The sequence below is a fragment of the Bradyrhizobium sp. Leo78 genome, from assembly GCF_059512425.1.
The window spans coordinates 20692-33629 of sequence record NZ_JCAMOT010000031.1; the positions used below are offsets into that span (position 1 = coordinate 20692).

Below are 12938 nucleotides of genomic sequence, written 5' to 3' on the forward strand. Positions count from 1 at the left end.
GTCTCCTGAAAGAAGATCAAACGTTGATCTGCGTGCCGCCCTGCTGTTGCTTCCAGGGAAGCAGCCAGTTCTCGATGACCTCGACCAAGTGGTAGAAAAGAAAGCCAACGAGCATCAGCGTGAACAGGCCGGCCCACACCGTATTGAGATCATAAAGACTCGAGGCCACGTAGATGACGTGGCCGAGACCATGCTGGGAAGAGATGAATTCCCCCACGACCGCGCCCACCAGGGCGAAGCCGATATTGATCCGAAAGGTGGCGATGATCGCGGGTAAGGTAGAGGGCGCGATCACCCGCTTGAAGATCTGCTGCTTGGACGCGCCCATGGAGAAAAGCAGCGCCTGGAGATCTTTGTCCGCGTCCTTTGCCGCCTGGTAGGCGGTGATGAGAGCGACGATGGAGGTGAGCGAGATCGCGAGCGCGACCTTCGATAGCAAGCCGGTGCCGAACCACAGGATGATGATCGGCGCCAGCGCGATTTTCGGCACCGAGTTGATGGCCGCGATGAACGGTTCCACCAGCCGCGCCACGAACACCGAGTACCACAGCGCAAGGCCGATGACCGAACCGATCACGGTACCGAAGGCAAATCCCAGGATCGCCTCGAATATTGTGTAACCGGTGTCAGTGAAAAGAGAGCCGTTCGTGATGGAGCCGATGAGGTTGCGCAGAACGCCGCTCGGCTGACCAACGAGGAAGCCCGACAACCATCCCCATCGCACCGCCGCTTCCCACAGCAGGAAGAAACCGACGACGGCAAGGATCTGAAGCGCGCTTCGTCCGACAAGGGAATCGAACACGTTGCGGCGCTTTTTCTCGCGTCGGCGAGCGGGCGCCGCGGTTTTTACAAGTTGAGCCGTTTCCGTCATGCACTCTTCCTGGTCTGGATATCGAGCTCCGCGCAGAGCGTGTGGAAATAACCGGAGAAGCGAGGATCGCTTCGCGCCGCGATCGGCGAATGTTCGTTCAGCGCGATGTCGTGAACGGCCTTCACGCGCGCCGGACGTTGACTGAGCACCACCACGCGTTTGGAAAGCGCCACTGCCTCATCGATGTCATGGGTCACGAGGATCACGGTCTTGTGAAAGGTTTCCACCGCCTCCATCAGAATGCCCTCGAGATACAGCCTCGTCTGATAGTCGAGCGCCGAGAACGGCTCATCGAGGAGCAGGATGTCAGGATCGAGCACGAGAGTGCGGATCAAGGCCACGCGCTGACGCATGCCGCCGGACAGCATCTTGGGATATGAGTTCTCAAAGCCGGAAAGACCGAACGTGCTGAGATATTCTCTCGCGGTATCCAGAGCCCGTTTTGGATCGACGCCCTTGGTCTCAAGGCCGAGCAGAACGTTGTCCAGCACCGTACGCCAAGGAAAAAGCAAGTCCTTTTGCATCATATAGCCCACGCGGCCACGCAAGCTTTCCACTTCCTGGCCGCGATAGAGCATGACGCCATCATCGGGATCCACGAGGCCGGCGATAATATTGAACACCGTCGTCTTGCCACAGCCGCTCGGGCCAATGATGCTGACGAAATCACGCTCATGGATATCGAAGGTTAAGCCGTCGAGAACCTGCGTCGCGGCTTCCTTTCCAGGAAAGCTCTTACGGATGCCGTTCAAACGAAGTTGCACTTTGGGCGATGACATGGTGTCTCCTGTCCACCATGCACTTCAAGCAACCACCGTGCCAAACGCTACGGCATAAGTGCGCAAGAAATTGCGCCGTTGAGCGTGCGTTCCGTCAGGATGAGCTTCTTGCTGCCTTCGATTCGAGCACGTGCTGCCTTTTTGCAGCCAGCGCATTTTTCCCTCTCAGGCTGTCGCGCACGAATGCTGAGATTCCGTATCGCAGTGTCTCCAGACAGCCATTGTGCGCTTCAGCGGAACGGAGTTCGTCCGCTCCACCCGCCAACTCAGACGCCAATCCTGCTCTGCTCTTGCGAGCACATCTAGGTGAACAAATCGGCTCAGTTCAATCGCAGCTCCGTGATGTGCCGCGGATCCGGGCTCAGCTCGTTACGCTCCACGCGCTTGACGAGGTCTGTCAACACGGCATTAGCCGCACAAGAAATTCCGATCTTCTCGCCCTCGCGCACCACGAAACCGTTGAGGAATTCGATCTCGGTGCGCCGGCCTTTCTGCATGTCCTGGCCCATCGAGGGACGCTGCTCGGATGAAGTGCGCTTGCCGTCCTTGAAGCGCTGCTCGTCGCACGCGCGCATCGCCGTCTCGTCGCCTTCTCCGGCACGCGCGATCGTCTCGGGCGGCAGGTGCAGGATCTCCTCCAATTGATAGCCGAGCGCCTGGCCGACGCGGATCGCTTCGCTGCCGAGCCGGGTGGAGAAACGGCGGATCGGCTCGCTCTGCAACATGTCTCCGCCCGGCAGACCCGTGCAGGCCGAGAGCCCATTGCCCATGACATTGGCGACCAGTTTCGACCAGCGTTCGCCCCACAGATTGCCGGTGACTTTGGCGCTGTCGGAGTAGCCCACCAGTCGGCAGATTTCTTCCGCCCGCGCCGTGATACGGCCGTGCACTTCACCGGCGCGAAATACGGTGTGCGCCGCCCCGCCCTTGCCGGCGCCTCGGTGGATATGGCCGGGCTCAGGCAGGTTGACCGTGATGCTGCTGGCAATGCATCCGAGCGTCTTGCCCCAGCCGACGATACCGGCAATCGTCTCTTCATTCATGCAGTTCTGCAGCGACACGACATAGCCGTCCGGCGCCAGATACTGCTGGACCAGCATGGTGGCCCAGGCCGTATCGTAGGATTTCATGCAGACGAAGGCGATGTCGACCGGCTTCTCCTTGGCGAGCTGCTGCGCGTCGGTGACGTGCAGCGCGCGCACGCGAACCGAGAATTCCGCGACGTCCCTTGCGTGGGTGACGCGCAGTCCGTGCTTCCTCATGTGGTCGATGTGCTCAGGCCAGGGATCGATGAACGTCACGTCCTCGCCCGCCTGCACCATATGGGCACCGACATACCCCGCCGACGGCACCAGCCCCGACGATCGCTATCTTACGACCCATGGTTTCTCCCCGGCATTTTCTCGCGGCCAGGGAAGCAAGCGGTCCACTGGCCCGTTGCCGCCCACTCTAATGGATTTGGGCCTTCCGCCAAATGCACGCGTCGCGCCGCAGGGCGGCGTCGGCGTCATGACGGCTGAACGATCAGTCAGGCTTCGTCGCAGGCATCACGCCACCGAGCGCAACTGTCAGCTCGGCGGCCACCTCGCGCACGGTCTGGCCGAGTGCGGCCAGCCTATCGTCGGTCAGGCGGCTGGTCATGCCTGATACCGAGATCGCCGCGAGCGGCTCGCTGCAATCGTTGTAGACGACGGCGGCGATGCAGCGCAGCCCCATGCAGGCCTCCTCGTCGTCGACGGCGTAGCCTTGGCGGCGGACGCGTTCGAGTTCCCTGAACAGGTCGCTCGGCCGCGTGATCGTCTTCTCGGTCAGGCGCGGCATGCCATGATGGCGGATGATCGCGCTGACGTCCTCATCCGAATATGTCGCCAGCACCGCCTTGCCGACGCCGGAGGCCACCATCGCCACGCGACCGCCGACCTTGGTCAGCGAACGCATGATCTCGCGGCTCTCCATGCGGGTGAGCACGACGATGAACTCGTCGTCGACCACGGCGAGGTTGGCGGTCTCACGCGTGAGGTCGCGCAGTTTGCGCAAATAGGGAACTGCCTGGGCGGTGAAGTTGCGGCGCCTCGCAAAGGTGGCGCCGACGGTGAAGCTGCGGGCGCCGACATGCCATTTCGATTCGGTGCGGTCGAATTGCACGAAGCGGCGGCTTTCGAGCGTTGCCAGCAGACGATGCACGGTCGAGGTCGACAGCCCCGTGCGGATCGCAAGATCGCTCAGGCGGTAGCCTTCGTCGTCTTCGGCGAGCGTCTCGATGATCGAGAGCGCGCGGTCGACGGATTGTACGCCGCCGTCGCGGCTTTCGTAATCGTCGGTGGTGGATTTCGGCGCAAGCGCCTTGCGCCGGATCACGTCCCTCTTCATCGCGACCTGCTTCAGCCGTTGCGGAAGACGCGTTCGCTATCGGATTGGCCAGTTTGTTCGGTCCCTGGACCGAAATGCCGCTCCGGATTTCTCCGAAGCGGCATTTTCACATTCGTTACAGCAGGCCCGCGCCACGCGCCCATTTGTACTTGGCCCCTAACACCTCGACAGGCAGTTCGGTCGAATAGGCATAGGCCGGAATGCCGTGCTGGTAGAGATATTCGGCAGCCTCCTCGACCTCGACGTCGCCGGCGAGCGAGGCCACCATCGGCTTCACGAAGCCCTTGGCCTCCATCTCCTTCTTCACTTCGACCATGTTGCGCGCGAACACCATTGGCGGCGTCACGATCGTGTGCCAGTAGCCGAGGATCAGCGCGTGGATGCGATCATCGGACAGACCGAGCTTCACCGTGTTGACATAGGTGATCGGCGGCTCGCCACCGGTGATGTCGACGGGATTGCCGGCGGCGCCGAACGGCGGGATGAACTTGCGGAAAGCAGCATCGAGGTCCGGCGGCATCTGCATCAGCGACAGGCCGTTGTCGACCACGGAGTCGGACAGCAGCACGCCCGAGCCGCCGGCGCCGGTGATGATCAGCACGTTCTCACCCTTGGGCGTCGGCAGCACCGGCACGCCGCGGGCGAATTCGAGCAGTTGCCGCAAGCTGCGGGCGCGGATCACGCCGGACTGCTTGAACACGTCCTCATAGATCTTGTCGTTGCCGGCGAGCGCGCCGGTGTGCGACGATGCAGCCTTGGCGCCCGCCGAGGTACGGCCGGCCTTCAGCACGATCACCGGCTTCTTCTTTGAGACCCGCTTGGCGGCTTCGGCAAAGGCGCGGCCGTCCTTCAGGTCTTCACAGTGCTGCGCGATCAAATTGGTGTTCGGGTCCTGCTCGAAGAAGGCGAGCAGATCGTCCTCGTCGATATCGGACTTGTTGCCGAGGCCGACGATCGCGGAAACGCCCATCTTCGCCGAACGCGAGAAGCCGATGATCGCCATGCCGATGCCGCCGGACTGCGATGACAATGCCGCATGGCCCTTGACGTCGTAGGCCGTGCAGAAGGTCGCGCACAGATTGGCCGGCGTATAATAGAAGCCGTAGATGTTCGGCCCCATCAGGCGGATATCGTACTTCTTGCCGACCTCGACGATCTCGGCCTGCAATTCAGGCGCGCCGGCTTCGGCAAAGCCGGACGGGATCAGCACGGCGCCGGGAATTTTCTTCTCGCCGCATTCGGCGAGCGCACCGGCGACGAATTTCGCGGGGATCGCGAACACGGCGACATCGATCACCCCTGGCACATCCTTGACGCTCTTGTAGGCCTTGTAGCCGAGGATCTCGGGCGCCTTCGGGTGGATCGGATAGATCTCGCCCTTGTAGCCGCCGTTGATGAGATTCTTCATCACGGAGTTGCCGATCTTGCCGTCTTCGGCGGAGGCGCCGATCACGGCGACCGCCTTCGGCTGCATGATGCGGTTCATCGCGGCGACGATTTCCTCGGTGGGTCGCGGCGCCGGGCGCGGCTTGTAGTCGAAATCGACCACGATGCGCACGTCGGCGGCGATCGCGTCCTTCTTGGTGGCGAACACGGGATTGAGGTCGAGCTCGACGATTTCGGGGAAATCGCTGACCAGCCGCGACACCTTGACGATGACGTCTGCGAGCGCCTCGCGGTTGACGGGATCCCCGCCGCGCACGCCCTTGAGCATCTCATGCGCCTGGATGCCGTCGAGCATCGACAGCGCGTCTTCCTTCGTCGCCGGCGCGAGGCGGAAGGTGATGTCCTTCAGCACTTCGACCAGCACACCGCCGAGGCCGAAGGCGACCAGCTTGCCGAACGAGCCATCGGTGATCGAGCCGATGATCACCTCGGTGCCGCCGCCCAGCATCTGCTGGACCTGCACGCCCTCGATCTTGGCGTCGGCCTTGTACTTCTTGGCGTTGGCGAGAATCGTCTCAAAGGTTTTCTCGGCGTCAGCCGCGGTCTTGACGCCGACCACGACGCCGCCGGCCTCGGTCTTGTGGAGAATGTCCGGCGAGACGATCTTCATCACCACCGGGAAGCCCATGCCGGACGCGATCCGCGCCGCCTCGGACGCCGACTTGGCGACGTCCTCCTTCGGGACCGGGATCCCGTAGGCATCGCAGACCAATTTGCCCTCCGGCGCCGTCAGGCTCGTGCGCTTGTCCGCTTTGACCGCATCGAGAACCTTGCGGACTGCATCCTTTGAATTTGACATCGGCTTCCTCCCAGGACAAATTTGATGGCATTTGGTATGCCAGAAGCCAAAAAGTCAAGCCGGTCTTCTCTCGCCTGATGCAGAAAACAATGGCAACTTGACATTCTGGTATTTGGCATGCCAAAAACCTGATGTATTTCTTCTGCTAAGAAGACGTCTCCGAAACGGAGGAGACGAGTCGTGGCAACACCTAAGGAAACCAAGGCACCGCCTGCTATGGCTGAGGCAGATATTGCGATCGTCAGGATCGCGCCAGAGACGAGCTTCAAGAACAAGGCTTATGAGGCCTTGAAGGAAGCTATTCTCAAGATGGACATCTATACGACGCCCGAGCCGGTGATGCTCGACGAGCGCGCGTTGTCCGAGCGCCTCGGCGTCAGCCGCACCCCGATCCGCGAAGCGATCGCCATGCTCGAGCAGGACGGTTTCGTCAAAACCGTGCCGCGCCGCGGCATCGTCGTGGTCCGCCGCACCAAGACCGAGATCGTCGACATGATCCGCGCCTGGGCCGCGCTCGAGAGCATGGCCGCACGGTTGATCACGACCACCGCGCGCAAGAAGGACATCACGGCGCTGCGCGACTACTTCAAGGATTTCAACAGCGACCGCCGGCCGGAAGATCACATCGAGGAATATTCCAAGGCCAACATCGCCTTCCATCAGGCGCTGATCTCGCTGTCCGAGAATCAGGTCCTGGTCGATATGACCAACGACATCCTGTTGCATGTGCGCGGCTACCGGCAGCTCACGATCGGGCGGAAGGATCGCACCGCGACATCGCTACCCGAGCATCTCGGCATCATCGAGGCGCTCGAGGCGCGCGACACCGAGCTCGCGGAAAAGCGCGCGCGCGACCACACGCTTGGCCTTGCTGCTTACGTCGAAGCGCACGGCCAAGAACTGTTCACTTAACAAGAACTTTTCACTTAAAGCGTCACTCAGAAGACGACGAACTCGTCCGAACCAGAAAAGCCAGAGGGAGACCAGGCCCATGCTAAATACTGCCACCAAGACGACTGAAGCACCGGGCACGGAACAAGAGCTGACGGACGGATTCCATCTCGTCATCGACGCGCTGAAGCTGAATGGCATCGACACCGTCTACGGCGTGCCGGGCATTCCGATCACGGATCTCGGCCGCATGGCGCAGGCGGCGGGCATTCGCGTGTTGTCGTTCCGCCATGAGCAGAACGCGGGCTACGCGGCGGCGATCGCGGGCTTCCTGACCAAGAAGCCCGGCGTCTGCCTGACGGTGTCGGCGCCCGGCTTCCTCAACGGCCTCACCGCGCTCGCACACGCCACCACCAACTGCTTCCCGATGATCCTGGTCTCCGGTTCCTCGGAGCGCGAGATCGTCGACCTGCAGCAGGGCGACTATGAGGAAATGGACCAGCTCGCGATCGCCAAGCCGCTCTGCAAGGCGGCGTTCCGCGTGCTGCATGCGCAGGATATCGGCATCGGCTTTGCCCGTGCGATCCGTGCCGCCGTGTCCGGCCGTCCCGGCGGCGTCTATCTCGACCTGCCGGCAAAACTGTTCTCGCAGGTGATCAACGCCGAAGCCGGCCAGAAGTCGCTGGTGAAGGTGATTGATGCGGCGCCGGCGCAGATCCCTGCCCCGTCGGCGGTCAAGCGCGCGCTCGACGTGCTCAAGGGCGCCAAGCGTCCGCTGATCATCCTCGGCAAGGGCGCAGCCTACGCGCAGGCCGATGACGCGATCCGCAGCTTCGTCGAGAAGAGCGGCGCGCCGTTCCTGCAGATGAGCATGGCCAAAGGCCTGCTGCCCGACACGCATCCGCAATCCGCAGGCGCCGCCCGCTCGACGGTGCTGAAGGATGCCGACGTGGTGATGCTGATCGGCGCCCGCCTCAACTGGCTGCTCTCGCATGGCAAGGGCAAGACCTGGGGCGACGCGCCGAAGAAATTCATCCAGGTCGATATCGAGCCGAAGGAGATGGATTCCAACGTCGAGATCGCAGCTCCCCTGGTCGGCGATGTCGGCTCCTGCGTCACTGCTTTGCTCGAGGGCATGGGCGGCAACTGGCCGGTGGCGCCCGCCGACTGGACTACAAAAGTCAACGCCAAGCGCGACGAGAACGTCGCCAAGATGGCGCCGAAGCTGATGAGCAATGCCTCGCCGATGGATTATCACGGCGCGCTCGGCGTGCTCCGCACCGTCATCAAGGAGCGGCCCGACGCCATCCTCGTCAACGAAGGCGCCAACACGCTCGACCTCGCCCGTGGCGTCATCGACATGTACCAGCCGCGCAAGCGGCTCGATGTCGGCACCTGGGGCGTGATGGGCATCGGCATGGGCTATGCGATCGCAGCCGCCATTGAGACCGGCAAGCCGGTGCTCGCGGTGGAAGGCGACAGCGCCTTTGGTTTTTCGGGCATGGAGATCGAGACCATCTGCCGCTACGACCTGCCCGTCTGCGTCGTCGTCTTCAACAATGACGGCATCTATCGCGGCACCGACACCAATTCGGCCGGCGCCGATCCCGCCACCACGGTGTTCGTGAAGGGCGCGCGCTACGACAAGATGATCGAGGCGTTCGGCGGCGTCGGCGTCAACGCGACCTCGCCGGATGAATTGAAGCGTGCCGTCAATGCGGCGATGGACTCCGGCAAGCCGACGCTGATCAACGCGGTGATCGATCCGGCGGCGGGTTCGGAGAGCGGCCGCATCGGCAATCTCAATCCGCAGAGCGTTCTGAAGAAGAAGTAACGGATCAACTGAACGGCGTCATTCCCCGCGAAAATGGGGAATCCAGTAGCCGCCGAGCTATCGTGAGGCGAACACTGAGCCCGACTGAATCGACGGTGATTACTGGATGCCCGCCTTCTCGGGCATGACAGCAACAGGTAGTAACAAGGAGAGGACAGATGACTAAGGCGCTTACGGGCGTTCGCATTCTCGATTTCACCCATGTCCAGTCGGGACCGACCTGCACCCAGCTCCTGGCCTGGTTCGGCGCCGACGTGATCAAGGTCGAGCGCCCCGGCGTCGGCGACATCACGCGTGGCCAGTTGCAGGACGTCCCGAACGTGGACAGCCTGTATTTCACCATGCTCAACCACAACAAGCGCTCGATCACGCTCGACACCAAGAACCCGAAGGGCAAGGAAGTCCTGACCGCGCTGATCAAGAAGTGCGACGTGCTGGTGGAGAATTTCGGCCCCGGCGTGCTCGACCGCATGGGCTTTCCCTGGGAGAAGATCCAACAGATCAACCCGCAGATGATCGTGGCCTCGATCAAGGGCTTTGGCCCCGGTCCGTATGAAGACTGCAAGGTCTATGAGAACGTCGCGCAGTGCACCGGCGGCGCAGCCTCGACCACCGGCTTCCGCGACGACGTGCCGCTCGTCACCGGCGCGCAGATCGGCGACAGCGGCACCGGGCTGCATCTGGCGCTCGGCATCGTCACCGCCCTGTTCCACCGCACCAAGAGCGGCAAGGGCCAGCGGGTCACCGCTGCGATGCAGGACGGCGTGCTCAACCTCTGCCGCGTCAAGCTGCGCGACCAGCAGCGCCTCGCGCATGGCCCGCTCAAGGAATACAGCCAGTTCGGCGAAGGCATTCCGTTCGGCGACGCCGTGCCGCGCGCCGGCAATGATTCCGGCGGCGGCCAGCCCGGGCGCATCCTGAAGTGCAAGGGCTGGGAGACCGATCCCAACGCCTACATCTACTTCATCACGCAGGCGCCGGTCTGGGAGAAGATCTGCGACGTGATCGGCGAGCCCACCTGGAAGACCGATCCGAACTATGCCAAGCCGCCGGCCCGTCTGCCGCGGCTGAACGAGATCTTCGCCCGCATCGAGCAGTGGACCACGACCAAGACCAAGTTCGAGGCGATGGAGATCCTCAACCAATACGACATCCCCTGCGGCCCGATCCTGTCGATGAAGGAACTCGCCGAGGACCAGTCGCTGCGCGCGACCGGCACCGTGGTCGAGGTCGACCACCCCACCCGCGGCAAGTATCTGTCGGTCGGCAACCCGATCAAGCTCTCGGACAGCCCGAGCGAGGTGCTCCGCTCGCCGCTGCTCGGCGAGCACACCGACGAGGTTCTGCGCCAGGTGCTGGGCTTCAGCGATCACCAGGTCGCCGAGATCCACGACTCCGGCGCACTCGACCCGCCGCAGAAGCAGGCGGCCGAGTAAGAAGGCCATCAAGCTGGAAACATAGGCCGCCGGGAACCCCCGGCGGTCTTTTTGCCATTTGGGATGCCTGATAACTGATCTATGCTGCATTGCAAAAGACGGATGCTGCTATGCAAACAAATGCGTTGTTGCTGGCATCTGGTATACATAGATTGTCCCCAGATCACGAAGCGGTAGTTCCGCTGCAACTTCAGAAGGGGACATCATGTCCAAGACTGCTTCCATCGCAATTTCGGCCCCGACCTCGCTGTGGGGACGTTTGCTGGCCACGATCGATCGGCTGCTGATGAAGAGCGCCGAGATCTCGATCCGCAACGGCGACTTGCCGCGCTTCGGCCTCTAAGGCTTCGCAGCGATGCCAATTCCGGCGCCAACGCCGTCGAGGTAGCGCCGCCGAGAACCACATTTTCTTTGAACGAATGGCCCCTGCTCCGGGGCCATTTCTTTTTCTTCCGGAATGACCGGTGACGGCCCAACTGCGACAAAGTAGCTCGGAAAGTGGTCCACCGCGCCGATTGTTTGCAAGCTGGTATGTCGCATACCTTAGAGTAGTACGCTAGCCGACAACAACCAGCCTGAGGGCGTCAGTCCGGCGCAAGAGGCCAAGGGCGATCTAACCTTCCCGGCTCCTCCAGGGGATCGAGCATTATTCGAAAGAAGCGGATGCCGCGCCTGAACAGCCCTCATACAGTTCCAATCGGCAGCACGATCGTAACAGGTGATCGATCACCGGAAAGACGCCGTATGACCCGAAGCACGTGATCGAGACGGGTTGCTCGCAAGCCGACAAAGAGCGGCGCGTTCAAAGTTCGACAGGGAGGACACCAGATGAAGCATTCCATTCTGCATGTTGCATTGGCAGCCGTCGCAGCGTTGTGCGCGAGCGGTACCGCGGCCTCTGCCGCCTGGGAGCCGGTTCGTCCGGTCGAGTTCATCGTACCCGCCGGCACAGGCGGCGGTGCCGATCAGATGGCGCGCACGATCCAGGGCATCGTCACCAAGCACAACCTGATGAAGCAGCCGATGGTCGTCATCAACAAGGCGGGTGGCGCCGGCGGTGAAGGCTTTCTCGATGTGAAGAGCTCATCGGGCAATCCCCACAAGATCATCATTACATTGTCGAACCTTTTCACGACGCCACTGGCAACCGGGATTCCCTTCAACTGGAAGGATATGACCCCCGTCGCAATGCTGGCGCTCGACGAATTCGTGCTCTGGGTGAATGCCGAGAAATCCTACAACAAGGTCGGCGAATATGTTGACGCCGTAAAGAAAGCGCCGGCCGGCACGTTCAAAATGGGAGGCACCGGCTCGAAGCAGGAGGACCAGATCATCACGGTCGCCGTCGAGAAGGCGATCGACACCAAGTTCACCTACATCCCCTACAAAGGCGGCGGCGAAGTCGCCGTTCAGCTGGTCGGCAACCACGTCGATTCGACCGTCAACAATCCGATCGAAGCGGTCGCGCAATGGCGCGGCGGCAAGCTCCGTCCGCTCTGCGTCTTCGACGCCCAGCCGATGGCCTATGACGAGCCGATCGCCGACGGCAAGAGCTGGAAGGATATTCCGACCTGCAAATCGCAGGGTCTCGAGATGGAGTATCTGATGTTGCGTGGCATCTTCATGCCGCCGAAGGCGACCAAGGATCACATCGAATATTACGTCGAACTGTTCAAGAAGGTGCGCGCCACGCCTGAATGGCAGGATTTCATGAAGAGCGGCGCATTCAACACCACTTTCCTGACCGGGGCCGACTACGCCAAGTGGGTCGAGGCGGAGCAAAAGCGCCACGAGGTATTGATGAAAGAGGCTGGCTTCCTCGCCTCGGCGAATTGATCCGGCGATATCAACCACGCTCGCACGAGCGTGCCCCTCGATTTCTAGAGCGTTTTCGAGCGAAGTGGAGACCGGTTCGCGTGAAGAAAACGCGTCAAAACAAGAATCTAGAGCTTCGGTTCTGATTCCATCAGAACCGAAGCTCTGTCCCGAGATCACGGTTCAGCCTGGAGGCTCTATGACTGCGCGTAGATCAGACGCTGCCGGCCCGACACACAAGACGATGGAAACCGGTATGACGCTGCTGATTGCAGCCTTCGGCATCATCGTGATCATCGGCAGCGTGAAGGCGGGCATCAGTTGGGGCGCGGAAGGCCCGCGCGCGGGTTTCTTTCCCTTCTACATTGGAATCTCCATCGTCGCAGCGAGCGCCATCAATCTCTGGAGCGCGCTGCGCGACCATGACGACCGATTGTTCGCGGAGTGGGGACAACTTCGCCAGGTGATGAGCGTGGTCGTGCCCACCGCGATCTATGTCGGTTCGATGCCCTTTGTCGGGCTCTATGTCGCCTCGATCATTTTCATCGGCTGGTTCATGCGGTGGCTTGGCGGCTACCGATGGCTCCCGACGGCTGCGGTGGCGTTCGGCATGCCCATCATCACCTATCTTGTCTTCGAACGCTGGTTCCTCGTTCCCCTTCCCAAAGGCCCTATCGAGGAATGGCTCGGCCTATAG

11 protein-coding genes are annotated in these 12938 nt (G+C 61.8%); 6 read left to right on the top strand and 5 right to left on the bottom strand.

What is annotated here, in order from left to right; translation table 11 throughout:
* Window positions 1-16 precede the first annotated feature (16 nt).
* From AC5ZG1_RS30670 to AC5ZG1_RS30690, 5 genes are all read right to left on the bottom strand, one after another.
* A complete protein-coding gene (locus tag AC5ZG1_RS30670) occupies window positions 17-871 on the bottom strand; it encodes an ABC transporter permease (protein WP_496135037.1) in 855 nt (284 codons plus the stop codon).
* A complete protein-coding gene (locus AC5ZG1_RS30675) occupies window positions 868-1650 on the bottom strand; it encodes an ABC transporter ATP-binding protein (RefSeq protein ID WP_130227145.1) in 783 nt (260 codons plus the stop codon). The genes AC5ZG1_RS30670 and AC5ZG1_RS30675 overlap by 4 nt, the downstream gene beginning before the upstream one ends.
* Window positions 1651-1970: 320 nt before the next feature.
* Window positions 1971-3002, bottom strand: a complete 1032-nt coding sequence (locus AC5ZG1_RS30680; protein ID WP_496135038.1) for a ketopantoate reductase family protein — start codon at window positions 3000-3002, stop codon at window positions 1971-1973.
* A 172-nt stretch (window positions 3003-3174) separates the two neighbouring features.
* A complete protein-coding gene (locus AC5ZG1_RS30685) occupies window positions 3175-4020 on the bottom strand; it encodes an IclR family transcriptional regulator (protein ID WP_028167406.1) in 846 nt (281 codons plus the stop codon).
* A gap of 115 nt (window positions 4021-4135) precedes the next feature.
* On the bottom strand, window positions 4136-6265 hold the full coding sequence (locus tag AC5ZG1_RS30690; RefSeq protein ID WP_028167405.1) for an acetate--CoA ligase family protein: 2130 nt from the start codon (window positions 6263-6265) through the stop codon (window positions 4136-4138).
* Window positions 6266-6481: 216 nt separating this feature from the next.
* Here AC5ZG1_RS30690 and AC5ZG1_RS30695 point away from each other — a divergent pair, with 216 nt between their 5' ends.
* From AC5ZG1_RS30695 to AC5ZG1_RS30720, 6 genes are all read left to right on the top strand, one after another.
* Entirely contained in the window at window positions 6482-7177 is a 696-nt protein-coding gene (locus AC5ZG1_RS30695; protein ID WP_456645071.1) for a GntR family transcriptional regulator, read from the top strand.
* Window positions 7178-7256: 79 nt separating this feature from the next.
* Window positions 7257-8990: an oxalyl-CoA decarboxylase gene (gene oxc / locus AC5ZG1_RS30700; RefSeq protein ID WP_496135039.1), complete on the top strand. Its 1734-nt coding sequence runs from the start codon at window positions 7257-7259 to the stop codon at window positions 8988-8990.
* Between the two features lie 158 nt (window positions 8991-9148).
* Window positions 9149-10426, top strand: coding sequence for a formyl-CoA transferase (gene frc / locus AC5ZG1_RS30705; RefSeq protein WP_028167402.1), 1278 nt, complete (start codon window positions 9149-9151; stop codon window positions 10424-10426).
* Between the two features lie 205 nt (window positions 10427-10631).
* Window positions 10632-10769 (top strand): hypothetical protein, encoded by a 138-nt coding sequence (locus tag AC5ZG1_RS30710; RefSeq protein ID WP_225708511.1) that lies wholly within the window; start codon window positions 10632-10634, stop codon window positions 10767-10769.
* A gap of 485 nt (window positions 10770-11254) precedes the next feature.
* On the top strand, window positions 11255-12262 hold the full coding sequence (locus tag AC5ZG1_RS30715; protein ID WP_456645032.1) for a Bug family tripartite tricarboxylate transporter substrate binding protein: 1008 nt from the start codon (window positions 11255-11257) through the stop codon (window positions 12260-12262).
* A 178-nt stretch (window positions 12263-12440) separates the two neighbouring features.
* Window positions 12441-12938: a tripartite tricarboxylate transporter TctB family protein gene (locus AC5ZG1_RS30720; RefSeq protein ID WP_130227140.1), complete on the top strand. Its 498-nt coding sequence runs from the start codon at window positions 12441-12443 to the stop codon at window positions 12936-12938.

Coding starts and splice junctions, on each gene's coding strand:
- AC5ZG1_RS30670 (WP_496135037.1), bottom strand. CDS start 871: ATGACGGAAACGGCTCAACTTGTAAAAACCGCGGCGCCCGCTCGCCGA.
- AC5ZG1_RS30675 (WP_130227145.1), bottom strand. CDS start 1,650: ATGTCATCGCCCAAAGTGCAACTTCGTTTGAACGGCATCCGTAAGAGC.
- AC5ZG1_RS30685 (WP_028167406.1), bottom strand. CDS start 4,020: ATGAAGAGGGACGTGATCCGGCGCAAGGCGCTTGCGCCGAAATCCACC.
- AC5ZG1_RS30690 (WP_028167405.1), bottom strand. CDS start 6,265: ATGTCAAATTCAAAGGATGCAGTCCGCAAGGTTCTCGATGCGGTCAAA.
- AC5ZG1_RS30695 (WP_456645071.1), top strand. CDS start 6,482: ATGGCTGAGGCAGATATTGCGATCGTCAGGATCGCGCCAGAGACGAGC.
- oxc (WP_496135039.1), top strand. CDS start 7,257: ATGCTAAATACTGCCACCAAGACGACTGAAGCACCGGGCACGGAACAA.
- frc (WP_028167402.1), top strand. CDS start 9,149: ATGACTAAGGCGCTTACGGGCGTTCGCATTCTCGATTTCACCCATGTC.
- AC5ZG1_RS30710 (WP_225708511.1), top strand. CDS start 10,632: ATGTCCAAGACTGCTTCCATCGCAATTTCGGCCCCGACCTCGCTGTGG.
- AC5ZG1_RS30715 (WP_456645032.1), top strand. CDS start 11,255: ATGAAGCATTCCATTCTGCATGTTGCATTGGCAGCCGTCGCAGCGTTG.
- AC5ZG1_RS30720 (WP_130227140.1), top strand. CDS start 12,441: ATGACTGCGCGTAGATCAGACGCTGCCGGCCCGACACACAAGACGATG.